The sequence below is a fragment of the Flavobacterium pectinovorum genome (assembly GCF_900142715.1).
Classification (GTDB): Bacteria; Bacteroidota; Bacteroidia; order Flavobacteriales; family Flavobacteriaceae; genus Flavobacterium; species Flavobacterium pectinovorum.
The window spans coordinates 289,334-315,296 of the sequence record NZ_FRBX01000001.1 but is presented as its reverse complement, the minus strand read 5'-3'; the positions used below and the strand labels follow the sequence as shown (position 1 = coordinate 315,296).

Below are 25,963 nucleotides of genomic sequence, written 5' to 3'. Positions count from 1 at the left end.
TTTTTAAAATTATATGCACTTCAGATCTATAAAAAATAAAATGTTAATAAAATAAACAATTCCAAAAATTCTGTAATTCGTTTAAGCTGTAAAAAAAATAACTTTACTCTACTAAAAAATCCCAATTATGAGAAAGTTATATTACACATCAAATATTTTGCTTCTATTAATTTTAACCTTAATAGTTTCTTGTAAGGAAAGCAAAACTACAAGAACAACTGAGGAAGAAGCAAAACCACATAAAAAAATTGAATATAAAAAACCTGCGTCATCTGTTAGTTTTCATTTTGAAAAAACAAAAGAATGGCTTGAAACCAATAAAAGTGATTCGACTAAATTAGATATTGCATACGCCATAAACAGAACTGACAAAGCCAATTTTGCTAAAATGGACTCTGTTGTGATTCCATCAGATTTTAGTGGCGATTTGCCGTATTATCTTCCTTTTCCTATTCACGTTTCGAGTTTAGAAGAGGTTGAAAAAGTGTTGATTTTTTCTTATCCAACGCAAACATTTGCTGCTTACGAAAATGGAGAATTAGTTTATACCGGTCCAACGAATATGGGAAGAAAAAAAGATCCAACACCAACCGGATTATTTTTTACCAATTGGAAAGCAGAACAAACAACAAGTACTTTTAACGACGAATGGGATTTAAAATGGAATTTTAATATCGAAAATAAACTCGGAGTTGGTTTTCATCAGTATGAATTACCGGGATATCCTGCCTCTCATTCTTGTTTGCGATTGCTCGAAAAAGATGCAAAATATTTATATAAATGGGCAGATGAATGGATTTTGAAAGATAAAGAAAACGTAAAAGTAAAAGGAACTCCTGTTATTGTTTTTGGAAGCTATAATTTTGACGGTCCAAAACCTTGGTATGAATTAGTTAACGATCCGAAAGCATTGGATATTTCTGAATCTGATATTGAAAAAGAAACACAGCCTTTTATTCAAAAAATATTAGATAATCAAAAAGTAAGAGCAGGAGAAGAAGCTGTTTCACCTTAAAAATTATATATTTCTACGCAGAAAAAAGCTAATGCAATTTTAAAAATTGTGTTGGCTTTTTTATTTTGAAGTAAAGATGAGTTACAAAGTTTTTTGTTTCACGCAGATTTAAAAAGATTTTAGCTGATTTGTGTAGCTAATTAAATATTTAAGATCTGTTCAAATCTGCAAAATCTGCGTGAAAAAAATCTCTTAAATATTTTTATCCTAAGTAATTTTTATTTGCTACTTTCGTTTCATATTATTAGCCAAAATTTAAATATCACATGTCAAAAAATCTACTTTTCCTATTTTTACTATCGGGTTTTATTTCGATAGGGCAAACAAAAAAGAATTCAAAACTAGAAACTTATACAAGCCGAAAAGAAATTTATCAAATTAAATACAATCCTGATCACTGGATTAAAAATACAGATTCTATAGACTGGGATGCACAATTTCATGACAAGTATAATTTAGTAAACGCGTACTTTATTGAATATGATTATTTTATTACTGATAAAAATCTTAAAAGTACTATTCAGGATGAATACAAAGAGTTTGGAAAGATCAAAAACCTGAAAATATACAAAAAGAAAATAAACGATATTACCGTTAATTACTTTGAGTGTGAGTTAGATTACAATGATATTTTGTACAAATACCAAGGTTTTATCTACAACGGAAAAGGTGGCTCTATACAAATGCAATACGGCGCTCAGGCCGAAGCGATAGAACCAAATCAAGGTATAATTGATGAATTGAATAATGGGATTTCGATTATTCAATAAAAAATCAAAAAAGGCATAAGAATTAAATCTTATGCCTTTTGTTTTATAGTGAAAGCTGAAAATTATCTTGAATAATTCGGAGCTTCTTTTGTAATAGTAACGTTGTGTGGGTGACTTTCAGTAATTCCGCTTGACGTGATTCTAACAAAACGTCCGGATTCCTGTAAAGTTGGAATATCTTTTGAACCACAATATCCCATTCCGGCACGAAGACCTCCGATAAACTGAAGCATGCTTTCGTTTAATTCTCCTTTGTAAGGAACACGACCAACGATTCCTTCCGGAACTAATTTTTTAACATCGTCTTCAACATCCTGAAAATAACGGTCTTTAGAACCTGTTTGCATTGCTTCAACAGAACCCATTCCGCGGTAAGATTTGAATTTTCTTCCTTCAAAAATAATAGTTTCTCCCGGAGATTCTTTTGTTCCTGCTAATAATGAACCTAACATTACACAATCGGCACCTGCAGCAATTGCTTTCGGGATATCTCCTGTATAACGAATTCCACCATCTGCAATAACCGGAACTCCAGTTCCTTTAATAGCCGCAGCTACTTCAAGAACGGCTGAAAACTGAGGAAAACCAACACCTGCAACGATACGTGTTGTACAAATAGAACCAGGTCCTATTCCTACTTTTACACCATCGGCTCCATTTTCTACTAAATATTTAGCTGCTTCGGGAGTTGCGATGTTTCCAACAATTACATCAATGTTTGGGAATTTTGCTTTTATTTGTTTCAATGTGTTTACAACACCTTCTGTATGTCCGTGTGCTGTATCAATAATGATTGCGTCTACGCCTGCAGCAACTAACGCTTCAGCTCTTTGAACTGCATCGCCAGTAACCCCAATTGCGGCAGCAACTCTCAAACGACCAAAAGTATCTTTATTAGCGATTGGTTTTTGAGTTAATTTTGTAATATCTCTAAAAGTAATTAGCCCAACTAATTCATTTTGAGCATTTACAACTGGTAATTTTTCTATTTTATGGCCTTGTAAGACTACTTCGGCCTGTTCTAATGAAGTTCCTTCTGCAACAGTAACTAAGTTTTTACTGGTCATTACTTCTATAATTGGTCTCGCTCCGTTTTTTTCGAAACGTAAATCACGATTTGTAACGATTCCTTTTAAGATTCTGTTTTCGTCAACAATTGGAATTCCGCCAATTCCGAATTCTTTCATGGCGTTTTTTGCATCTGCAATTGTTGAAGTCATTGGTAATGTTACCGGATCGATAATCATTCCTGCCTCAGCGCGTTTTACTTTTCTAACCTTCGCTGCTTGTTGCTCGATGGTCATATTTTTATGCAAAACACCAATTCCGCCTTCTTGCGCCATAGCAATTGCCATTGCACTTTCGGTAACGGTATCCATAGCAGCTGATACTATAGGAACGTTTAGTGTTATATTACGGGAAAATTTTGATTTGATACTCACTTCGCGAGGAAGCACATTCGAGTAGTTAGGTACTAATAATACATCGTCGTAAGTTAAACCTTCGCCGATAATCTTGGAGTTGTGTGCTATCATGGTGCAATTTGTAGTTGAATTGCGTGCAAATATAGTGAATAAATTGGAAACTTGAATACTAAGTTTTTCTTAATTTTATCTCTATAAGAAAGGTACTACATTCGTAATCTTCAAAATCCAAATAAAAAATTCCAAATTCCAATTTTGTTGCTGCATATTTTCAAATAGAGCAACAAAATTGGAATTTGGAATTTATGTATTGGAATTTTATAAAATTAATCTGAATCTGGAAAAATAAAATTTAAACCAAATTGAAACGCTATACTATTGGCTTTGGTGACATCTTTATATTCAAAAACATTATCGACCAGTGCATAAATATTGAATTTTCCAATTGTTCCGGAAAGTCCTAATCCCAAATTTGTATTCGAAAAAGTATCAAAAGTATAAGTAGCTTTAAAATCTAATTTTTCGAAAATACTGCGTTTATAAAAAGCAGTAAAAGCTGTAAAAGGTTTTTTGGGCATACTCATTATAAACAACTGACCTCCGATAGAATTTGCATATCCTCGCTTACTTTTAGCTCTGCAATCACATTCTTCACCATATCTTGATTCTCCAAACGAATATTGAAGAGAAGAATAGAATTTTGTTGGCCTCCAGGTTGTGTATTTGTTATAGAGTGTATCTCTCGGAATAGCTTTATCAAATTCTCCTAAAACATTTCTTGGTCCATCTATATCATCAAAATTAGGATTTACTCCATTATAAGTATAACTTCCTTTATAGGTTCGTGTTTCTATATCCTTAGATTGCCTCACAAAACCCAAATCTATAACACTTGCTGTAAACTGAAGATTATCCTTAAAATAATAGGTAACTCCGGCATCTACCCCTAAACCTAAACTTCCGTTAAAAAAACTGTTATGTATAATATCTTCGGTCTCACTTCCTCTGTATTCATCTTTTGTAAAAGTGGCAATACCAGAAGTTTTAAGTTCTAAATTTGAAGAAATTACCTGAGTATAAATATTACGTGTGCCTTCAATTTCGTCTGTATAGATAAATCCCGAATTATTTGTTGATGTTGCATTGGCGCCACTCGAATAAAGTTTGGCGCGGCCACCCAACACTAATTTTTCACTTATTTTTTTATGAAAACCAACGTGAAGCACCGAAAGCGCTTCGGCTCTAACATTTAAATCAGCAAGATTAAAGGATTTGCCCATGTGATCCCGATTTCCATCTAATGCCAATATTGCTAAATCTTTGGGCACATACATCAAAAAATCAAATTCCTGATAAACTCCAAACGACACATACGACTGGCTATCTTCTCCTCCAACCCTAAAACCTCCTGAAAACACTTCGAGTTGCTCGTTAACATGGGTTTTATCATTGGCTGATGATTTGTTTATAATGTTTCGGACTTTTTCGGTAAAATCAACTCCGTCATTAGCAAATAAATCATACGCAGAGAAGCTTTTCGAACCTACATTAGCTGAAACTCCGGATAATAATGGAATTCCAAAATAATATTTATACGAAACATCGGCACCCGGATTAACTAGTGAAGCTTGTGGAATTGAAGTAAAATTATATAATAACGCTTTGTTTTGCGCAAAACCAAACTGGAAAACAACCAGTATTATCAGATATGCTTTTCTCATTCGATTTCCATATATGCGGTTGCGCTCGATCGTAATTTCAAATTACCTAGACTGTTTTCATTTAAGGCTGGACCTGCACCTATTCTAACAGTAAAACCAATTTCAACTGTTTTTTTTAAAAGTTCCAATCTTTCTTGTTCAAAAACTTCTGTTGGAAATTTTATAACATTAGGACTTCCTGTGTATGCCGGAACTTCAAAAGTTATGGTTTCAACGATTTGATCATTTTTATCATAAAGCACAAAATCAAGACTAAAAGATCTGTTTATAGTATTTTCTATTTCGAAATTGAGTTCTGCCTTAACCAGATTATCTTTAAAAAAGTTTTGTTTAAAAATTTTAAAAGGCTGAACATCGACTGCAATTTGATGTGCATTTCCATCGTCTATGAATTTATTTGCAGGAACATCAAAAAATGCCAGGTTAGCTACAAAAACAGGTTCGAGTTTGATATTATTGAACTGATCAATATCTAAATCGCTTGCGCATGAAGAGAATAAAAATGCCAAGCCTAAGAATTTATGAATTCTTCTGATTGAGTGTGGTATTTCCATAAAAAGTAGATTAAATAATAAGAAACAACGTAGATTTGATGTAACTTATTATAAATTGAGTAATAAATATACTACTTTTTTTCTAATGAAATTGTCCAAACAGTTTTGAAGCTTCATTATAGGCACTTTCAAAACTTAAAGAATTTAGTCCTGTTGTTTTTTTATTTGAAGTAAAATAGGAAATTAACTTTTCGGTAGGCATATTCCCCGTTAATTTATCTGTAGCCATTGGGCAGCCTCCAAAGCCCTGAATTGCGCCATCAAAACGAGTACAGCCGGCTTTTGAAGCTGCTTCTATTTTTTCGAACCAGCTATCTGGAGTTGTATGTAAATGCGCACCAAATTCAATTTGAGGATATTTCGGAATTAAATTCGAAAAAAGATATGTGATTACTTCTGGCGTTGAACTTCCAACGGTATCAGAAAGTGACAGGATTTTTACACCCATTGTCGACAGTTTTTCTGTCCACTCCCCTACGATTTCAACATTCCACGGATCTCCATACGGATTTCCAAAACCCATTGAAAGGTACGTTACCACTTCTTTATTTTTTTTATCAGCAATTTCCAGAATTTCTTCCAATGTAACCAAAGATTCTGCGATGGTTTTATGTGTGTTTCGCATCTGGAAATTCTCGGATATAGAAAAAGGAAAACCTAAATATTGAATAGGTTCATGCTCTGAAGCCATTGCAGCACCTTGTGTATTGGCAATAATAGCCAGCAGTTTACTTGTAGTTTGTGACAAGTCGAGTTGTGCCAAAACTTCGGCTGTATCCTGCATTTGCGGAATCGCTTTTGGAGAAACAAAACTTCCAAAATCAATGGTATCAAAACCCACTCTAAGCAAAGCTTGTATGTATGAAACCTTATTCTTGGTAGGAATAAAGGTTTTGATACCCTGCATGGCATCGCGTGGACATTCGATAATTTTGATTTCTTTATTCAAAGTTTATTCTTTTGTGAAGGCTAAGTTAGTTTCTTTTTTAAAGAAATAAAAGTTATAATTTTCTTAAGCATTGAATGCAATCGTAAAAACCTAAACTAGACACATAGAAACATACATTTGTCATACTTTAAAAAAGGCATTTCATTTGAGTTTTTCTAAAATCTATATTGAGTGCCTTTAAATAATTACACAATATTGTAATTATAAATAATATTACCAAAAAACGTAATACTTATAATTATTACGTATATTTGTAATACATAAGTTAATTAATTTTTAATTATATTTGAATATGACAAGCGTAATTACAGGAGACATAATTGGTTCAAGACAGCAAAAATCTAAACATTGGGTAGAGGATTTAAAAAAAATCCTGTCGCGGTTTGGCGAAATGCCTGCTCAATGGGAGATTTACAGAGGAGATGAATTTCAGGTAGAAGTCAAAAATCCTGAAGAAGCTTTATTGACAGCTATTTTAATAAAAGCACATTTAAGAGCCATAAAATCTGATGCGAGAATGAGTATTGGTTTTGGAGATAAAACACATAATGCCGAAAAAATATCCGAAAGTAATGGAACTGCCTTTATAAATTCAGGAGAACTTTTTGAAACTTTAAAAAAACAAAAGGTGACTTTAGCTCTTAGAACCGAAGATATTGTTTTTGATGAAAAAATAAATTTAATGCTTCGTCTGGCATTAACTTTTATGGATACTTGGCTTGTACAACCGGCTCAATTTGTTACCGTTGCAATAGAAAACCCAAACTTGTCGCAAGAAGAACTGGGACAAAAATTAGGCATTAATCAAGCCGCTGTAAGCCGAAGACAAAAACGTGCTCAGTTTGATTTGGTTATGAATTTAGATCGATATTTTAGAACACAAATAAAAGAACTCAAGTCATGATTTTATTTATAAAACTACTTTTAGCACATTTATTAGGCGATTTTATATGGCAGCCAAATTCGTGGGTTGCAGATAAAGAAACTAAAAAACATAAGAGTATTTATTTATATTTTCATATTCTTTTACACGGTATTCTGGCAGCGATTTTAGTATGGGAGATTGCTTTTATTCCTTATGCTATTTTAATCGCAATTTCGCACGGAATCATTGATTTAATCAAACTCAATTTTCAACAAAATAAAACAAAACGCACTTGGTTTATTGCAGATCAAATTGCACATATTTTAGTTTTAATTGCGATCGTATTACTCTATCAAAACAAAACCATCAATTTTATTTGGTTTGATAATCAATTCTGGATTTTAATAACTGGATTTTTATTTATTACAAAACCAACTTCTATTTTTATTAAAACCATTATTTCTATCTGGAGTCCGGAAAGTCAAGATAGTAATCAGGATAATTCACTAGCCAATGCAGGAAATTACATTGGCATATTAGAACGCTTATTTGTATTTTGCTTTATATTAACCGGACATTTTGAAGCAATTGGCTTTTTATTGGCCGCTAAATCTATTTTTAGGTTTGGAGATCTAAAAGAAGCCAAAGACAGAAAACTTACCGAATATGTTTTAATTGGTACCTTAATAAGTTTTGGTGTCGCTATAACTGTCGGACTTATTGTCCAGGCCTTGTTATTACAATTGCTTTAAAACTTTTTTATTTATTGCTTTTATCAACGCCGGGCCTTCATAAATAAATCCGGTGTATAATTGCACTAAACTCGCTCCGGCATTCAATTTTTCGATAGCATCATCTGCAGAATGTATTCCTCCTACTCCAATAATCGGGAATGCTTTATTGCTTTTCTCAGAAAGAAAACGAATCACTTCAGTAGAACGTTGCGTTAGCGGTTTTCCTGATAATCCGCCCATTTCAGATTGATTTTGAGATTGTAACCCGTCTCTGGAAATAGTAGTATTTGTAGCGATTACACCTGCAATTTGAGTAGTTTTTAAAATATCAATAATATCTAATAATTGCTCGTCTGTTAAGTCCGGTGCAATTTTTAAAAGTATTGGTTTTATTTTTTGAGTGCTCGTTTTTTGCTTTTCTACATTTCTGTTCTGTAAAGTTTGTAATAAGGCTGTCAAAGGTTCTTTATCTTGTAAAGCTCTTAAATTTGGTGTGTTTGGCGAACTCACATTTACCACAAAATAATCGACATGATCAAATAATGCATCAAAGCAAATGATATAATCGTCAACGGCATTTTCGTTTGGCGTTACTTTATTTTTTCCAATATTTCCACCAATTAAAACATTTGAATTCTTTTTTAAACGCTCAACAGCTTCAAGAACTCCGCCATTATTAAATCCCATTCGGTTAATAATTGCCTGATCTTCTTTTAATCGAAACAAACGTTTTTTAGGATTTCCTTCCTGACCAACCGGCGTTACAGTTCCTATTTCGATAAACCCAAAACCAAAGTCTGAAAGTTCTTTATACAACTTTGCATCTTTATCAAATCCTGCCGCAAGTCCAACCGGATTCTTGAATTTAATTCCGAAAACTTCACGCTCTAAACGGACGTCTTTTACTTCGTAAATTGATTTTATAATTGATGAAACTCCTGGGATTTTTGAAATGAATTTAACAAATGAAAAAGTAAAATAGTGTACTTCTTCCGGATCAAACCAAAAAAGTATTGGGCGAATTATCAATTTATACATAAGAGTTGTGTTGTTGTTTTTTCGGTTGCAAATTTAATTATAATACTTGAAAATGGCTCTTTTTTACAAAAACAAATAAATAAGAGATTAAAAACCAACTTATAAAAACACAATAACATTATAATCAATTAATTATAAGTTTTGACGGCTAAAAATCGTGATACTTTTTAAAGAAACCAAAAATCAATATTTAACGTTGCAAGTTATAAAATGAAACAATGTAGCGACTTTGAGCCAACTTTTTGGAAGTTTTAATACTTAATTTTGAAGGACTTATTTGATATTAAGAAAGATCTTGTTTGCGATATTCGAAGTTATACAAAATAGATTAAGAATGTAAAACTCCATTAAGTTTATGTACATCATACGCCATTTCAAAAAATATCTGTCGGTTATTCTGTTATTATTGAGTATTTCAGGCTTATCACAACAAATAAAAGATACAACCAAACTCATTCATTTTAGATATGGCGAAAAAGGAATTGAATTACGAACCAACGATAATAAATTTCTTTTTCAGCTTCAGAGTCGTTTACAATTTCGGTTTTCTACGCCAAATGACCAGGATCCGTTAACATATGACGATTATAGTCAGGATAAACAAACGACTTTTAAAATCAATCGTGCGAGGTTAAAAGTGGGCGGTCATGCTTTTGAGCCCTGGCTCAATTATTATTGGGAATATGAATTGAGTCAGTCGAATTTGCTTGATTTTAGAATCATGGTCGAAAAATACAAATGGCTTAGCTTGAAAGTAGGACAATGGAAAGTTGAGTTTACCCGGGAACGTTTTATTAGCAGCGGAGAGCAGCAAACTGTAGACCGGTCTTTAATCAATCGTCCGTTTACGGTAGACAGGCAAATGGGAGTTGAATTGTATGGGCATCTGAAAGGAAAAGGAATTGCTGATTTTAACTATTGGGCGGCAGCTTTAACAGGAACCGGAAGAGGAAATACTTCAAACGATGATAACAATCTCATGTACTTTGGTCGTGCTCAATGGAATTTTCTCGGAAGATTTCTTGATTTTGAAGGAAGTGATTTAGAATTTCACGAAAAACCGACACCAATTATTGCTTTTTCTGCCATTACAAACCGAAGTCCATATACGAGGTTTTCGCAATCCGGAGGCGGTTATTTAGACGGATTTGAGGACGGAGCGCCGGGACAATATCGCGTTAACCAATGGAATTTTGAAAGTGCTTTTATGTATCGTGGATTTTCGTGGCAAAGCGAATGGCATACTAAAGAAATTATTGATAAACTGGACAATAACAAAACCACTACGATGAAAGGTTATTATGCTCAGCTTGGTTATTTTTTTCATAATGCTTTTGAATGGTGGCCAAAACATTTGGAAATGGCAGGAAGACATGCCGCCTACAGACCTGACAACTCAATTAGACAAAATTTGCAGGATGAAACTACCATTGCTTTCAATTGGTTTTTTAAAGGCCATAAAAACAAGCTCACATCAGAGTTTAGCTATTTTAGTTTTCAGGATAAAACCCTGCCGTTAGAAGCAGGCTGGCGTCTTAGAATACAATGGGATATTTCGCTATAAATCACAAAACAAAATTCGCATTTAACTTATTTACAATCACATAGCACAAACAAAAACTAAAAATGATTTTTAATTTTTACGATTATTCTTATTTTTTTTAATAATTTTAATACACCATAAAACACTGAAAATGAAAAGTATAAATAAAACACTAAAAAAAGCGGCACTACTATGTATTGCTGGATCATTTTTCTTAATTTCTATTGATGGTTTAGCACAACGACGAGTGGGCGGCAACGGCGGCACAAAGCGAGCTGGTGGAGCTGTAAAAACAAGACCTGCAACTCAAAGACCTGCAACGCAAACAAGGCCAGGCTCTAATAATTCTGGTGTTAGAAAATCAACCAATACAACTACGAGACCTGCCAATACTTCAAACACAAATGCTGGAAATAGAAATACAACTACCAACAGAAACTCAGCAACCAGAAACAATATCAATAATAGTGGTAACAGAAATACCAATATTAGTGGTAATACCGTGAACAGAAACAATGTAAATATTAATGTAAACAATAGTGTACATGTTCGCAACAACCGTAATACTGTTGTAAGACCCGGTCCTAGACCTTATGTTCGCCCTCCTTATGTTTATGGCGGCTATAGATATCATGCTTACAATCCTTATTTCTTTCATCCATACAGACCATTTTATTGGGGTCCGGTTTGGCATCCATGGGGATTTTTTGTAGCAACTTTGGCTGTTACAGCGATTGTAGTAAGCGTTGAAAGCGCACAATATCATTATGATCAGGGAGTTTGGTATACCTCGACAAGTGGTGGTTATACAGCTGTACCTGCTCCGGTTGGTGGAACCGTAAATAATATTCCGAGTGGTGCCCAAACTGTAAATACCGGAACCGTCAATAATTATTATTACGGTGGAACGTATTATGAAAAAGACGGCAGCACCTATAAAGTTGTTGCACCAACAGCCGGAACCTTAGTAGATAACTTGCCCGAAGGCGGTGAAGAAGTCACTATAGGAGATGTAAAATATGTAAAATTTGGAGAAACCTACTACCAACCCGTACAAGTTGATGGAAAAGATAAATACGAAGTTGTTCAGGTTGAAGAAGATAAATAATAAATATTTATTTTTATTAACCCTATAGAATAACTAGAATAATTATTTAACTTTGACCAGATTGTTTTCCGGCAATTACTTTCAATTAAAATTGATTAATATGAAAAATAAAACCTATTGGATATTTGCAATACTAGCCCTTTCAATTATTTCTATTGCATTTGGTTATACTAAGATTATTCCAAAAGAAAAAAATGAAATAGCCGCAGCAAAAGATTGTGCCGAAACTCCGCATGCTACTGGCGAATCTGTTTTTAAACCCACCATTGAAAATAAAAATAAACCTTCCGGCAAAGCACCAAAAGGCATGGTCTGGATTCCGGGAGGAGAATTTTCTATGGGAAGTAACGTCGAAGACGAAAGTTTATGCAGCATAAAAGGTGTTACAAAAGATGCCGCGCCAATTCACAGGGTTTATGTTGATGGCTATTATATGGATCAAACTGAAGTTACTAACGAGCAATTTGCTGCTTTTGTAAAAGCCACAGGTTATGTAACGCTGGCCGAAAAAAAACCAACACACGAAGAATATCCTGATGCTCCATTAGAAAATTTAATAGCAGGATCGGCAGTTTTCACCCCTACTCCGGCAACTGTAGATTTAAATAATTACATGCAATGGTGGAGCTACGTTGGTGGTGCCGACTGGAGACATCCCGAAGGTCCAATGAGTTCCATTATTGGCAGAGAGAAATATCCTGTTGTGCAAGTTTCTTATGCTGATGCAGCTGCTTATGCAAAATGGGCCGGTAAAAGACTACCAACCGAAGCCGAATGGGAATTTGCAGCTCGCGGAGGAAAATCTGGGCAATTGTATGCTTGGGGAAATACATTAAAACCTAAAGGAAAGTTTCAGGGAAATATTTATCAGGGACATTTCCCTATTGAAAAAGGCGATACCGGCGAAGATGGTTATATTGGTATAGCACCAACGGCACAATTTGAACCGAATTCTTATGGTTTATATGATATTGGAGGAAATGTATGGGAATGGACAAATGATTGGTACACTCCTGATTACTATGCCACTTTAAGCGAAAGCGGACAAGTGACCAAAAACCCAAAAGGTGCCGAAAAATCATACGATCCCGCAGATCCTGGCCTACTGAAAAAGGTACAGCGCGGAGGTTCATTTTTATGCACAGATCAATATTGTTCCCGCTACATGGTAGGAACACGTGGAAAAGGCGATTATCAATCTCCCGCAAATCATATTGGTTTTAGATGTGTGCAGTAAAGTTTTTTTGCCACTAATTTCACTAATTAGAAGTGTCTACAAATAAAAGTTAAATCCAGTTTCATGAAATATAATTCGTGAAATTGGATTTTTAAATTATAAATGATTCGTGCTAATTCGTGAAATTCGTGGCGAACTTTTTTATCTCAACCTTCAACCATAAATTAGTAGACATTCGTGCAATTCGTAACGAACTCTTTTTCCTTATATTTGCTAAAAATTAAAGAAATGCAGCATATTATAGATCGTTTTATCAGTTATGTAACAATTGATACAGAATCAGACCCAAACTCACAAACTACTCCAAGTACAGAAAAACAATGGAATCTTGCCAATAAATTAGTCGAAGAACTAAAAACAATTGGTTTACAAGATGTAACTATAGACGATAAAGCCTATATCATGGCAACTTTGCCAAGTAATGTAGATCATGAAGTTCCCGTAATTGGTTTCGTTTCGCATTTTGACACCTCTCCTGATTTTAGCGGAGCAAATGTAAAGCCTCAAATTATTGAGAATTACGACGGTAAAGACATAGTTTTAAACGCAGAGAAAAACATTATTTTATCTCCAAACTACTTTAAAGATTTATTACAATATAAAGGACAAACCATCATCACAACCGACGGAACAACTTTGCTTGGCGCAGATGATAAAGCGGGAATTACCGAGATTGTTTCGGCAATGGAATACTTAATTCAGCATCCGGAAATTAAACACGGAAAAATCAGAATTGGCTTTACTCCAGATGAAGAAATTGGTCGTGGCGCTCATCATTTTGATGTAGAAAAATTTGGCGCTCAATGGGCTTATACAATGGACGGAAGCCAGATTGGTGAATTAGAATACGAAAATTTTAATGCCGCCGGAGCCAAAATTACTTTTAAAGGAAAAAGCGTTCACCCAGGTTATGCCAAAGGAAAAATGATCAACTCGATGTTGATTGCAAATGATTTCATCAACGAACTTCCGAAAGGAGAAACACCACAGGAAACTAAAGGTTATGAAGGCTTTTTTCATGTTCATCATTTAACAGGAAGCATTGAAGAAACGGTTTTAGAATTGATTATTCGTGATCACAACAAAGTTAAATTTGAAAAAAGAAAAGATTTAATTGGAAAAATTGCCAGGAAAATCAACAAAAAATTCGCCAAACAATTTGGTGAAGATATTGTAACTACTGAAGTAAGAGATCAGTATTATAATATGAAAGAAAAAGTGCTTCCGGTAAAACATATTGTTGATATTGCTGAAAAAGCAATGAGAGAACTAAACATCAAACCGATCATTAAACCTATTCGTGGCGGAACTGACGGATCTCAATTATCCTACATGGGATTACCTTGTCCGAATATTTTTGCGGGCGGACATAACTTTCACGGAAAATACGAATATGTTCCTGCAGAAAGTATCCAGAAAGCAACCGAAGTAATTGTAAAAATTGCGGAATTAACAGCCATTCAGGGTGCTTTTGATGTAACTGAAAAACCTAAAGGAAAAAGATAAATTGGAACCGAATTCTGATAAAAAACATGTTTGGGACAAAGTCAATAAATGGGAAGAAGAACTTCTTTTCCTAAAATCAATTATTGATAAAACCGAGCTTGTTGAAACCATAAAATGGGGTGCTTCTATTTATGTTTACAACAAGAGAAATGTTATCGGTCTTGGCGGTTTTAAGGATTATTTTGCCATTTGGTTCCTCAATGGAGTATTTCTAAAAGATGAAAAAAAGAGACTCATTAACGCGCAGGAAGACAAAACGAAATCGATGCGACAATGGCGTTTTACCTCAAAAGACGAAGTAAACGAAAAAGAAGTTTTAGAATATATTCTGGAAGCCATTGAAAATGAAAAGCAGGGAAAAATCATAAAACCTTCAAAAAAAGAAACAATTGTTTCTGAATTGCTGCAAAAGGAAATGGATTTGAATCCGGCTTTAGCAGAAGCTTTTCAAAAATTCGCACCTTATAAACAATATGAGTTTTTAGAATACATTGAAACAGCCAAACAAGAGAAAACTAAACTAACAAGAATCGAGAAAGTGATTCCGATGATTTTAGGGAATGTTGGTTTGAATGATAAATACAGATAAATTAAATTCCAATTAAAAAATTCCAAATTCCAACCTTTGTCAAAGTTTTAAACTTTGACAAAGGTTTTTTTTATAGAAAAATGCACAATCTTACTAAACATAGCCCGTGGTTTCAACCACGAGGATAGGAATTGTGACTATGATTGTGTATCCGTGGTTGAAACCACGGGCTATGTTTTTTTCATACAATGAATTTAAAATCTTTGTAAGGTTACTTGCAAAATTTCAAGTACAAAAAATCCCAAATTCCTCCCGATAGCTATCGGGAGGAGTTTGGGATTTATATTTTATTTGGAATTTTAAAAAGCGTTAAGCTTTTTTATTCAAAGCAGAGCTCAATTCTAAAGAAATAGCTGAACGCTCTAATTTTAATTTTCCAGACATTGTTTCGATTACAACTGTTGTTTCTGCAAGTTCAACAACTTTACCGTGAAAACCACTTTTAGTAATTATTTTGTCACCTACTTTTAGGCTGCTTTCAAATTCTTTTTCGTTTTTTGCTCTTTTTTGTTGTGGTCTGATCATGAAGAAATAGATCACTACAAACATTAATAGAAATGGCGCAAATTGAGTTAATTGTCCCATAATTTAATTTCTGTTTTTGATTTGATTTATTATTAATATTTTATTTTAACTCTTTGACTTCGCTCAGAGTGGCATTGGATTTTGGAATTTAAAAAAATTGGAATTTCTTCTAAATTTTTACATCAACCCTCTTCCTGCTTTTACCATCTTTTTGTTGGCTTCAAGTTCTTTTACCAGATTATCTAAAATTCCGTTGATAAAAATACTACTTTTTGGTGTAGAATATTCTTTCGCAATTTCTAAATATTCATTAAGAGTAACTTTTACCGGAATCGACGGGAATTTTAAAAATTCGCAAATTGCCATTTTCAAAATAATTGTATCAATTTCAGCAATTCTATCGCTGTCCCAATTTGGCGTTTTATCATCGTATTCTTTTGCAAAAATAGATTCGTTTAAAACTGTTCTTCTAAATAAATCTTTTGCAAAGTCTTTATCTTCAACATCTTTATACAATTTTGGCACTCTAAAATCGTCTGGATCTTCGGTTTTTATAGCTTTCAATTGTTTGATAATATGTGTATTTACAACCGGAATATCATCAACCCATGTTAATTTATCGTCTTCTAAATACTCATATAATTTTTCATTGGGAACAATAACTTCTGCAAACAAATCAATTATAAACTGTCTGTCTTCTTCAAAAGTATTTTTTGTTGTGCTCATGTATTTTGCATACAAATCACTCGCTTTAATATCATTTAAAAGTAAAATGATATAATCGTCATTTAAAGACCAGTTGTTGATTTTACGATTTTCTAAAGCAATACTAAGGGAATTGCTTTCGGCAAGAAGCTGAAAAATTTTGTTCTTGATAAATTTTTCATTCGGATTACGTTCTGCAGCAGTTGCAAGATGTTTTTTGCTTGAAAGATGTAAAAAAACAGATTCTTTTTTGCAAATTTCAATCAATGAAGAAAGCATTATAAGATATAAGTCCTGAATATTATCAATGCTGTAAAAAAGAAACTTCTCTTCTTTTTCCATATTATCAGAACCGCTTTGATGCATTGCATAAATGGATTGCATTACTTTAACGCGTATGTGTCTTCTATTTACCACCTTGTAAGAACATTTAAAAATTAGTTTGCAAAAATAAGAATTAAAGAGACGATATTAAAATTTAATTCCATAAAAATATCTCAAAACTGTAATTCATAATCGATATAAAAAAAGTCCCAGTTTTCAGTCGCAGCCTTTGATACATCAAAAAACTGTGACTGAGACTGAGACTCTCAACAATAAAACTTGTCTTTATTATTTTTTGCTGTTTTCAATTTTTCTCAAATCGATACGATTTTGAGCAATTGTAAGGGCAGCTTTATGTGTTGTCATTCCGTTTTTCACGGCATAATCGATAATTTCTAAAGTTGTGTTGTAGATATTTTCGGTTTTTGTCATGATTTCGGCTTTTCCGTAGTGCTCTAATTCAGCATAAACATTGATAATTCCACCAGCGTTAATCAAGAAATCCGGAGCGTATAAAATACCTCTTTCCTGCAATCTTGGCCCGTGAACATTTTCATCCGCTAATTGGTTGTTGGCAGCACCAGCAATTACTTTCGCTTTAATTTTGTTTACTGTATCATCATTAATGGTAGCTCCCATTGCACATGGCGCGTAAATATCAACATCGGCAGTATATAAATCTTCGCCTGTAAAAATTGTTGCGTTGTATTTTTGAGCTACTTCGTATAATTTTTCTTCGTTGATATCAGCAATTGTAACGATCGCTCCTTCTTTAGTTAAATATTCAACCAAAGCTTCACCAACGTGACCAATTCCCTGAACCAGAACTTTTTTACCATCTAAAACATCAGAACCAAACTGGCTTTTTGCAGCCGCTTTCATTCCTAAATAAACACCGTAAGCCGTAATAGGAGAAGGATTTCCAGATCCGCCTCTTTCTTCAGAAATACCCGTAACATAAGGTGTTACGTCTCTAACAGTGTCCATATCTTTTGTTTCCATTCCAACATCTTCGGCAGTAATATATCTTCCGCTTAAAGAGTGAACAAATTCACCAAACTTACGCATCAATTCTGGTGTTTTCTGCGTTTTAGCATCTCCAATAATGACAGCTTTTCCACCACCAATATTAAGTCCTGTAATAGCAGATTTATAAGTCATACCTCTTGAAAGACGCAAAACATCGTTTAAAGCTTCCCATTCGGTATTATAATTCCACATTCTAGTACCTCCCAAAGCTGGACCCATAACCGAATTATGAATACCAATAATTGCTTTTAAACCTGTATCTTTGTCATTGCAAAATACAATTTGTTCGTGATCGTCAAAAGATAACTGACCAAAAACAGGATCCATTTTTTGAAGTTCCTTTCCAGTTGCGAAAGTTGCATCCATAGCGTTACTATTTATTTGTTAAAATTATGAATTTGTCAAAAAGACTTCTCAAACTTAATCAAAAAATACACTTGCGCTAATTTTTTATCTTTAAAATAACAATTACACAATATTTTTATTTTGATTTAATTACAATTTATTATACTTTTAATTAGGGATAATTCACAAAATCAAATAAACTTAATATTGAATCTCTTAAAAAAATGAAAGAATTAAGCTATTTAAACAAATATTTTATTAAATATAAATACAGTTTTTCCTTTGGAATTTTAATAACCATAATCGCACAAATTTTTTTCTTATTCACTCCAAAGCTTGTCAGTCACTCTTTTAATGTTATTGAGCAATTTTTAAAATTGTCTGATGCCGATCAAAAATCTTCCATAATAATTAATTATTACAAGCAGGATTTAATTCACAACGTGCTGTTAATCATTGGGAGTGCAATTGTTGCTGGTTTCCTGACTTTCCTGATGCGCCAGACTTTAATTGTAATGTCGCGACATATTGAATTTGATTTAAAAAATGAAGTTTTTAAACAATATGAAAATCTTTCGCAAAATTTCTACAAACAAAACCGTACGGGAGATTTAATGAACCGTATTAGCGAAGACGTTTCTAAAGTTCGCATGTATGTTGGTCCCGCGGTAATGTACACGATCAATACGTTTATTCGTTTTGCCATTGTTATCTTATATATGTATAATGTTTCGCCTTTGTTGACTTTGTACACGATATTGCCGTTGCCTATTCTGTCTTATTGTATTTTTAAACTGAGTTCAGAAATCAATAAAAGAAGCACCACTTTTCAACAATATTTATCAAAAGTTTCTAGTTTTTCACAAGAGATATTTTCCGGAATTCGCGTAATAAAAGCATATTCATTAGAAAATCAACATCAAAATAATATGGTAGCTCTTGCCGATGAAAGCAAAAAGAAAAGTTTGGATTTAGCCAAAGTTCAATCACTTTTTGGGCCTTTGATGATTGCCTTAATCGGAATTAGTAATTTGGTTGTGATTTATTTTGGAGGCGTTATGTACATCAACGGAACGATTAAAAATATTGGTACAATTGCCGAATTCATTCTCTATGTAAACATGTTAACATGGCCTGTTGCTTCATTAGGATGGGTTTCATCGATGGTTCAGGAAGCAGAAGCTTCTCAAAAACGATTGAATGAATTTTTGAAAATTGAACCGGAAATTAAAAACAACAACGAAAACCCATCTACTATTCAGGGCTCGATTTCTTTCGAAAATGTAAGTTATACTTATGAAGACACCAATATTGAAGCTTTAAAAAATGTGACTTTTACAGTAAAAAAAGGAGAAACGCTTGCTATATTAGGAAAAACGGGTTCGGGAAAATCAACAATATTATCTTTAATTTCTCGTTTATATGATGTTACCGAAGGAAGAATTATAATTGATGGAAATGAAATAAGCACTTTAAACCTAAATGATCTTCGAAATAATATCGGAATTGTGCCTCAGGATGCGTTTTTATTTTCGGATACCATTAAAAACAACATCAAATTTGGCAATCAGAATGCGAGCGACGACGAAGTTATGGAAGCAGCAAAAAATGCTGTAGTTCATGACAACATTATAGCTTTTAACAAACAATATGAAACTATTTTAGGAGAAAGAGGAATCACACTTTCGGGCGGACAAAAGCAGCGTGTGTCTATTGCAAGAGCGATTATTAAGAATCCTGCTATTCTGCTATTTGACGATTGTTTGTCTGCCGTTGATACTGAAACCGAAGAGACGATTTTGAACAATTTATTTGAAATTTGCAAGGATAAAACTACGATTATTGTAAGTCATCGGGTATCTTCAGCAAAAAATGCCGACAAAATAATCATTTTGGAAGATGGTAAAATCATCCAACAAGGCTCTCATAATCAATTAATAAATCAGGAAGGATATTATGCATCGTTATATTTAAAACAACTTTCGGAAAAAGAATTACTTTAATTGTTGCGTAATAGATAAATTTTTATGATTTTTGAGTACTATTAATTCCAAAAATGATAGAACGTATTATGAGAGAAAATGACATGTTAGAAAAAGAAGAGATTTTTTCTAAAGTATTACGAGCAGGAAGAAGAACTTATTTCTTTGATGTGAGAGCTACTAAAGCAGACGATTATTATATCACGATTACAGAAAGTAAAAAATTTACCGAAGAAGACGGTTCTTTTCATTTTAAAAAACACAAAATTTACTTGTACAAGGAAGATTTTGGTGCTTTTGCCGAAATACTAGAGGAAATGACTTCATATGTCTTGAACCACAAAGGCGAAGAAGTAATCTCTGAAAGGCATCAAAAAGATTTTAAAAAAGAATATGGTTCTGATAAACCTGAAGGCCAAAGATCTAGCTTTACAGATATCGATTTTGACGATATTTAGTCCAATATAACTTTTTAAAAAGTACGAGTCCAATATGTCCTGCATTTTGGACTTTTTTTATATATTTAATTTAAAAAAAGCTAACCTTGAAAACACTAACCACAAAACCACATTATTGCTTATTATTGTTTCTCTCCATAATATCAATATCCTACAGCCAAAAAACCGATTTAAATATTGAAAAGAAAATCGGCAACATCATAAAAAACATGACCCTGGAACAAAAAATTGGTCAGGCATGCCTTAAAGGAACTTCAAGCCGCAGTAAAGGTTTATCTGAAGAACTTAAAAATGATGTTCGAAAGGGTTTAGTAGGTGCTATTTTAAATCTTACAGATCCAAATCTTGTTTTTGAAATACAAAAAATTGCAGTCGAAGAAAGTCCCAATCATATTCCGTTATTATTTGGAAGAGATGTTATTCACGGTTATAAAACTATTTTTCCGATCCCCTTAGGCTTAGCCGCTTCATGGGATATGGATTTGGTCGAAAAAACATCAAAAATCGCCGCTAATGAATCGTATTCAAGATGCATTAACTGGACGTATGCCCCAATGGTTGATATTGCCAGAGACGCCCGTTGGGGAAGAATTGCAGAATCGCCAGGTGAAGATCCTTTATTAGCATCACGATTGGGAGTTGCTTATGTAAAAGGATTTCAGGGAAATGATCCTGCTGTTCCCGGACAAATTTTGGCTTGTGCTAAACATTTTGCCGCTTATGGAGCTGCAGAAGGCGGACGAGATTACAACACTGTAAGCATGTCTGAATCTTTGCTTCGAAATGTATATTTAAAACCTTTTGAAGCCGCAGCAAAAGCTGGAGCCGCTACTTTCATGAGTTCTTTTAACGACGTAAACGGAGTTCCGGCTTCTGGAAACCCTTTTTTACTTAAAAAAATATTACGCGAAGAATGGAAATACGATGGCTTTGTGGTAAGCGACTGGAATTCGGTTACTGAAATGATTCCGCATGGTTTTGCAGCTGACGAGAAAGATGCTGCATTAAAATCTGCCTCAGCAGGACTTGATATGGAAATGACCAGTTTATCGTATGCCCATCATTTAAAAACGCTGATTGCTGAGAAGAAAATCTCTGAAAATCAACTGGACGAAATGGTTCGTAATATTCTACGAATAAAATTTAGAGCGGGAATTTTTGAAAATCCATATTTTAAAGACCGCGAAAAATTTTCGTTATTAAGTGCCGATGCTTTACAAACTGCAAAAACAGCAGCAAGTAAAAGCTGCGTTTTATTAAAAAATGAGAATCAGATTTTACCTTTAAAATCCAATCAAAAAATAGCGGTTATTGGTCCTTTGGCAGATGCTTCACGAGAACAATTAGGAACCTGGATTTTTGACGGAAATAAAGAAGATTCTCAAACCCCACTAAAAGCACTACAAAATAGTTTTGGCGCAAATAATGTATTTTATTCCGCCGGGCTTTCGCATAGTCGATCTTTATCTGAAGAAGGTTTTGCAGCCGCAATTGCAGAAGCTAAAAAATCAGATGTGATTTTGTTTTTTGCAGGAGAAGAAGCTATTCTTTCCGGAGAAGCACATTCAAGAGCCAATATTAATTTACCAGGTTTGCAGGAAAAATTAATTGCTGAATTACAAAAAACAGGAAAGCCAATTGTATTGGTAATAATGTCCGGAAGACCTATTACATTAGGTGCGGTTTTACCAAAAGTAAATGCCTTAATCATGGCATGGCATCCGGGAACTATGGCTGGCCCTGCAATTTCTGATGTACTTCTGGGAGTTGTAAATCCGTCAGGGAAATTGCCTGTAACATGGCCAAAAGAAGTGGGTCAAATCCCTATTTACTACAACCATCCAAATACTGGAAGACCTGCAGATCCTAAAACTTTTGTCGCTATTCAGGATATTCCTGTCGAAGCCTGGCAAAGTTCTCTGGGAAATAATTCTCATTATCTTGATGCGGGCTATGAACCTCAATATCCGTTTGGATTTGGTTTGAGTTATACAACCTTCTCTTATGAAAATTTAAAAATTGAAAAAGCAATTCTTAAAAATAATAATACCGAAAAATTAAACGTTTCTGCTGTAATTACGAATACCGGAAATACGACAGGAACAGAAACGGTGCAGCTATATGTGCGAGATATTACAGGAAGCATTGTAAGGCCGATTAGAGAACTTAAAGATTTTATACAAATCGAATTAAAACCTAAGGAATCTAAAACCGTACAATTTTCAATTCCTGTTTCTGAGCTTGCTTTTTATAATGATAAAATGGAACTTAAAACAGAGCCGGGCGATTTTAAAGTGTGGATTGCTTCGCATGCAGAAAATGGTCTGGAAGGTGATTTTAAAGTGGAGTAAAATTTATATTATGAAGAAAATAACCGTATTACTTTGCTTTTTTATTGGAGTTTCGGCTTTTGCCCAAAAAGCAGAATATGAAACTAAAACCAATATTCAATATTATAATGCAGCAACCAATAAATCTGACAGTTACATAAACGAAAGATGTGTTTTGGATATTTATTACCCAAAAAACACTAAAAATTTCGCAACAATAATTTGGTTTCATGGCGGAGGTTTAACCGGAGGAAGCAAAGAAATTCCGGAAGCTTTAAAAAACAAAGGTTTTGCTATTATTGGCGTTAATTACAGATTATCTCCAAAAGCAAAAGCCGCAAGAGCCATTGATGATGCCGCTGCCGCTGTTGCGTGGGCATTTAATAATATTATTAATTATGGCGGTGATAATTCCTCGATTTTTGTTTCAGGGCATTCTGCAGGAGGATATTTAGCTTCGATGATTGGTTTAGATAAAAAATATCTTCAAAAAGAAGGAATTGATGCTAATAAAATTGCAGGATTGATTCCGTTTAGCGGTCAGTGCATTACCCATTTTGAAATTAGAAGAGAAAACGGAATTCCTGAAAAACAGCCAACAATTGATGAATTTGCACCACTTTTTCATGTTCGTGCTGATGCTCCTCCTCTTTTATTAATTACCGGAGATCGCGAATTAGAAATGTTAGGGCGCTACGAAGAAAACGCATATATGGCACGCATGATGAAATTAGTGGGACATAAAGAAACGAAGCTTTACGAATTAGACGGATATGGTCACGGAATGACAGAACCTGCATTTCCGTTGCTTGTAAATGAAATAAATCGTATTTTGAAAGAGAAACAAATCAAAAAATAATAATTTAAAAAATCCACGGCAATGGAAGCAAACTTATTAATATTACCCGGACTGGGAAATTCTGGTGACAAACACTGGCAAACTTTTTGGCATAAAAAATTCGAAAATTCAACCCGCCTTGTTCAGGACAATTGGGACGAACCTGTTCGTGAAGAATGGCTTCAAAGATTGAATGAAGAAGTGGCAAAATTGGATAAACCAACTATTTTGGTTGCGCATAGTCTTGCGGTTTCATTGGTAAACCATTGGGCAGCATTAAACAATAATAAAAATATTGTTGGCGCATTATTGGTAGCTCCCGCCGATGTAGATTCACCTCAACACACGCCGGAGATTATTAGAAATTTTGCTCCAATGCCCATTTCAAAATTACCTTTTCCATCAATAGTTGTGGCGAGTGAAAACGATCCTTACGCTTCTTTCGAAAGAAAACAATATTTTGCTGAAATGTGGGGAAGTGATTTTGTAAACGTAGGACAAAAAGGTCACATTAACTCTGATTCTGATTTAAAATATTGGGAAGAAGGGCAGGTGATTCTACAGAAATTAATTTCTAAAATAAACCAATAAATTTTACCGCAAAGTTCGCTAAGTTTTTTTTTTCGGGCTGATTTAAGGATTAAAAGTTCGCAAAGCTTTGTGTATTAAACCTTGCGGACTTTGCGTAAAATCTTTGCGAACTCTGCGGTTAAATTTAATACACTAAAAACTAAAATTAACCAATACGCAAACCGTTTTCTATTTTAAAATCTGGAGCTAATAAAATCACGTCTCCCTCCTTGCCTATTGCGCCAAGAACAAGACATTCGCTCATAAATTTTCCAATTTGTTTTTTTGGAAAATTCACAACCGATATAATTTGTCTATTTATTAAATCTTCTTTTTTGTAATGTACTGTAATTTGTGCAGATGATTTTCTGATGCCAATTTCGGCACCAAAATCAATTGTGAGTTGATAAGCAGGTTTTCTGGCTTCAGGAAAATCATTTACCTCAATGATGGTTCCTACGCGCATATCGGTTCTTTCAAATTCATTCCAGGTTAAATCCATTATTTTAAGATATTAATATTGTAAGTATTGACTCAAATTCTATAACTTTTTTTATCGATGAAGCTTTTAATTTTACAAATGTAAATGAATAAAGCTAACAATTAAAAAAATATAAAATGGAAAATGTTTTAACGAATAGCAGCCCGTCTCTTAGAGATTTAAATTGTGATATTTCCGTACAATGTACTGATAAGTATATAGAAACAGATCCAAATGTAAAATTATATGTAAGAGATTATGGTAAAGGAAAACCGGTAATTTTAATTCACGGCTGGCCGCTTTCTAATGAAATGTGGGAATATCAAATCGACTTTTTAGTGCAAAATGGCTTTAGGGTAATTGCCTACGATCGCCGTGGTTTTGGTAAATCTTCTCAACCTTGGGAAGGCTACGATTATGATACTCTGACAGATGACTTAAAAGAAATTATCGAGCAATTACATTTAGAAGATGCTACTCTTGTAGGTTTTTCTATGGGTGGTGGCGAAGTAGTTCGTTATTTTAGCAAATATGGTGGAAAAGGCGTTACAAAAGCTGCCTTAATCTCTTCTGTTGTTCCATTTTTATTAAAAACAAATGATAATCCGGACGGACATCCAAAGGAAAAAAGCGATAATACTGCCAATGCAATTAAAGAAGACAGAATAGGTTTTGTAGATAATTTTGGAAAAACCTTTTTTGGTGTAAATATTATTAATAAACCATTAAGTACGCCATTGATGGAATATTACAGAATGTTGTGTTCTTTTGCTTCTCCAAGAGCGACTTTAAAATGTGCTGAATCTTTTTCTTATACTGATTTTAGAGATGAACTGGATTTTGTAAAAGTTCCTACTTTAATTATACATGGCGATGATGACAAAATTGTTCCAATAGATTTAACATCTAAGAAAACAGCAGAGGCCATCCGTCAAAATATATATATTGTGTACGAAGGCGCTCCACACGGATTGTTTTACACACACAAAGACAAATTAAACTCAGATTTATTGGATTTCTTAAATTCATAAAATCTTCTATATATATCATTTCCTAAATACAATAATATCCAAAGAGCTATTTTTAATAATATGTCTCTTTGGATATATTTTTTTGAAAAGTTGAGAAATAGAATATGAAAAAAATTAACCGCAAAGTTCGCAAGGATTTTTTCATCTGTATGTGATCTTGTAAAAATTAAAGTTCGCAAAGCTGTATATTGATTCAGCTTTGCGAACTTTGCGGTTAAAAACAACCAACAGTACAAAAAAACTTATGTTTGTCCACAACATTCAGAATTTAAATTTACTTTTGAATAAAGAC

The 25,963-nt window shown here is 33.7% G+C and carries 24 protein-coding genes; 15 read left to right on the top strand and 9 right to left on the bottom strand.

Annotated elements, in window-relative coordinates:
• Positions 1 to 127: 127 nt before the first annotated feature.
• Both BUE22_RS01145 and BUE22_RS01140 read left to right on the top strand, forming a co-directional pair.
• Complete coding sequence (locus tag BUE22_RS01145) at positions 128 to 1,015, top strand: L,D-transpeptidase (protein WP_073393115.1); 888 nt, start codon at positions 128 to 130, stop codon at positions 1,013 to 1,015.
• Between the two features lie 266 nt (positions 1,016 to 1,281).
• Complete coding sequence (locus BUE22_RS01140) at positions 1,282 to 1,785, top strand: hypothetical protein (RefSeq protein ID WP_042566402.1); 504 nt, start codon at positions 1,282 to 1,284, stop codon at positions 1,783 to 1,785.
• Positions 1,786 to 1,847: 62 nt separating this feature from the next.
• On the opposite strand, the gene guaB is transcribed toward BUE22_RS01140, so the two are convergent.
• From guaB to BUE22_RS01120, 4 genes are all read right to left on the bottom strand, one after another.
• The gene (gene guaB, locus BUE22_RS01135) at positions 1,848 to 3,320 is read right to left on the bottom strand and encodes an IMP dehydrogenase (RefSeq protein WP_042566403.1); all 1,473 of its coding nucleotides are present in this window, start codon (positions 3,318 to 3,320) and stop codon (positions 1,848 to 1,850) included.
• 215 nt (positions 3,321 to 3,535) lie between these two features.
• Positions 3,536 to 4,930, bottom strand: coding sequence for a DUF5723 family protein (locus BUE22_RS01130; protein WP_073393113.1), 1,395 nt, complete (start codon positions 4,928 to 4,930; stop codon positions 3,536 to 3,538).
• A complete protein-coding gene (locus BUE22_RS01125; protein WP_073393111.1) occupies positions 4,927 to 5,484 on the bottom strand; it encodes a hypothetical protein in 558 nt (185 codons plus the stop codon). The genes BUE22_RS01130 and BUE22_RS01125 overlap by 4 nt, the downstream gene beginning before the upstream one ends.
• A gap of 82 nt (positions 5,485 to 5,566) precedes the next feature.
• Complete coding sequence (locus BUE22_RS01120) at positions 5,567 to 6,433, bottom strand: hydroxymethylglutaryl-CoA lyase (protein ID WP_073393109.1); 867 nt, start codon at positions 6,431 to 6,433, stop codon at positions 5,567 to 5,569.
• 292 nt (positions 6,434 to 6,725) lie between these two features.
• Between BUE22_RS01120 and BUE22_RS01115 the strand changes: the two genes are divergently transcribed.
• Together BUE22_RS01115 and BUE22_RS01110 are read left to right on the top strand one after the other, a co-directional pair.
• Positions 6,726 to 7,337: a SatD family protein gene (locus BUE22_RS01115; RefSeq protein ID WP_073393106.1), complete on the top strand. Its 612-nt coding sequence runs from the start codon at positions 6,726 to 6,728 to the stop codon at positions 7,335 to 7,337.
• Entirely contained in the window at positions 7,334 to 8,050 is a 717-nt protein-coding gene (locus BUE22_RS01110; RefSeq protein WP_073393104.1) for a DUF3307 domain-containing protein, read from the top strand. The genes BUE22_RS01115 and BUE22_RS01110 overlap by 4 nt, the downstream gene beginning before the upstream one ends.
• On the opposite strand, the gene BUE22_RS01105 is transcribed toward BUE22_RS01110, so the two are convergent.
• Entirely contained in the window at positions 8,036 to 9,070 is a 1,035-nt protein-coding gene (locus BUE22_RS01105; RefSeq protein WP_073393102.1) for a quinone-dependent dihydroorotate dehydrogenase, read from the bottom strand. The genes BUE22_RS01110 and BUE22_RS01105 overlap by 15 nt on opposite strands.
• Before the next feature lie 355 nt (positions 9,071 to 9,425).
• Between BUE22_RS01105 and BUE22_RS01100 the strand changes: the two genes are divergently transcribed.
• The 5 genes from BUE22_RS01100 (at position 9,426) to BUE22_RS01080 (ending at position 15,053) form a co-directional block, all read left to right on the top strand.
• Positions 9,426 to 10,634, top strand: coding sequence for an OprO/OprP family phosphate-selective porin (locus BUE22_RS01100; protein ID WP_073393100.1), 1,209 nt, complete (start codon positions 9,426 to 9,428; stop codon positions 10,632 to 10,634).
• Positions 10,635 to 10,764: 130 nt separating this feature from the next.
• Positions 10,765 to 11,721 (top strand): DUF6515 family protein, encoded by a 957-nt coding sequence (locus BUE22_RS01095; RefSeq protein WP_073393098.1) that lies wholly within the window; start codon positions 10,765 to 10,767, stop codon positions 11,719 to 11,721.
• Positions 11,722 to 11,821: 100 nt separating this feature from the next.
• Positions 11,822 to 12,958 (top strand): formylglycine-generating enzyme family protein, encoded by a 1,137-nt coding sequence (locus tag BUE22_RS01090; RefSeq protein ID WP_073393096.1) that lies wholly within the window; start codon positions 11,822 to 11,824, stop codon positions 12,956 to 12,958.
• Positions 12,959 to 13,186: 228 nt separating this feature from the next.
• The gene (pepT, locus tag BUE22_RS01085) at positions 13,187 to 14,464 is read left to right on the top strand and encodes a peptidase T (protein WP_073393095.1); all 1,278 of its coding nucleotides are present in this window, start codon (positions 13,187 to 13,189) and stop codon (positions 14,462 to 14,464) included.
• A 1-nt stretch (position 14,465) separates the two neighbouring features.
• Positions 14,466 to 15,053, top strand: a complete 588-nt coding sequence (locus BUE22_RS01080; RefSeq protein ID WP_073393094.1) for a YdeI/OmpD-associated family protein — start codon at positions 14,466 to 14,468, stop codon at positions 15,051 to 15,053.
• A 309-nt stretch (positions 15,054 to 15,362) separates the two neighbouring features.
• Here the strand turns inward: BUE22_RS01080 and yajC are convergent, their stop codons facing one another.
• The 3 genes from yajC to BUE22_RS01065 all read right to left on the bottom strand — a co-directional run bounded on the left by yajC (position 15,363) and on the right by BUE22_RS01065 (position 18,002).
• A complete protein-coding gene (gene yajC, locus BUE22_RS01075) occupies positions 15,363 to 15,638 on the bottom strand; it encodes a preprotein translocase subunit YajC (RefSeq protein ID WP_042566415.1) in 276 nt (91 codons plus the stop codon).
• A 117-nt stretch (positions 15,639 to 15,755) separates the two neighbouring features.
• Positions 15,756 to 16,667 (bottom strand): transcription antitermination factor NusB, encoded by a 912-nt coding sequence (nusB, locus tag BUE22_RS01070; protein ID WP_073394248.1) that lies wholly within the window; start codon positions 16,665 to 16,667, stop codon positions 15,756 to 15,758.
• A 228-nt stretch (positions 16,668 to 16,895) separates the two neighbouring features.
• Positions 16,896 to 18,002, bottom strand: coding sequence for a Glu/Leu/Phe/Val family dehydrogenase (locus tag BUE22_RS01065; protein ID WP_042566416.1), 1,107 nt, complete (start codon positions 18,000 to 18,002; stop codon positions 16,896 to 16,898).
• 203 nt (positions 18,003 to 18,205) lie between these two features.
• Here BUE22_RS01065 and BUE22_RS01060 point away from each other — a divergent pair, with 203 nt between their 5' ends.
• The 5 genes from BUE22_RS01060 to BUE22_RS01040 all read left to right on the top strand — a co-directional run bounded on the left by BUE22_RS01060 (position 18,206) and on the right by BUE22_RS01040 (position 24,180).
• Positions 18,206 to 19,984 (top strand): ABC transporter ATP-binding protein, encoded by a 1,779-nt coding sequence (locus tag BUE22_RS01060; RefSeq protein ID WP_073393092.1) that lies wholly within the window; start codon positions 18,206 to 18,208, stop codon positions 19,982 to 19,984.
• A 68-nt stretch (positions 19,985 to 20,052) separates the two neighbouring features.
• Positions 20,053 to 20,421 (top strand): PUR family DNA/RNA-binding protein, encoded by a 369-nt coding sequence (locus BUE22_RS01055; RefSeq protein ID WP_026981839.1) that lies wholly within the window; start codon positions 20,053 to 20,055, stop codon positions 20,419 to 20,421.
• An 86-nt stretch (positions 20,422 to 20,507) separates the two neighbouring features.
• Entirely contained in the window at positions 20,508 to 22,772 is a 2,265-nt protein-coding gene (locus BUE22_RS01050) for a glycoside hydrolase family 3 N-terminal domain-containing protein (protein WP_073393090.1), read from the top strand.
• Positions 22,773 to 22,782: 10 nt separating this feature from the next.
• Entirely contained in the window at positions 22,783 to 23,610 is an 828-nt protein-coding gene (locus tag BUE22_RS01045; RefSeq protein WP_073394247.1) for an alpha/beta hydrolase, read from the top strand.
• A 21-nt stretch (positions 23,611 to 23,631) separates the two neighbouring features.
• Positions 23,632 to 24,180, top strand: a complete 549-nt coding sequence (locus tag BUE22_RS01040) for an RBBP9/YdeN family alpha/beta hydrolase (protein ID WP_073393088.1) — start codon at positions 23,632 to 23,634, stop codon at positions 24,178 to 24,180.
• 145 nt (positions 24,181 to 24,325) lie between these two features.
• On the opposite strand, the gene BUE22_RS01035 is transcribed toward BUE22_RS01040, so the two are convergent.
• The gene (locus BUE22_RS01035) at positions 24,326 to 24,661 is read right to left on the bottom strand and encodes a tRNA-binding protein (protein ID WP_042566421.1); all 336 of its coding nucleotides are present in this window, start codon (positions 24,659 to 24,661) and stop codon (positions 24,326 to 24,328) included.
• A gap of 116 nt (positions 24,662 to 24,777) precedes the next feature.
• On the opposite strand from BUE22_RS01035, the gene BUE22_RS01030 reads away from it, so the two are divergent.
• A complete protein-coding gene (locus BUE22_RS01030; RefSeq protein WP_073393086.1) occupies positions 24,778 to 25,671 on the top strand; it encodes an alpha/beta fold hydrolase in 894 nt (297 codons plus the stop codon).
• Positions 25,672 to 25,963 lie beyond the last annotated feature (292 nt).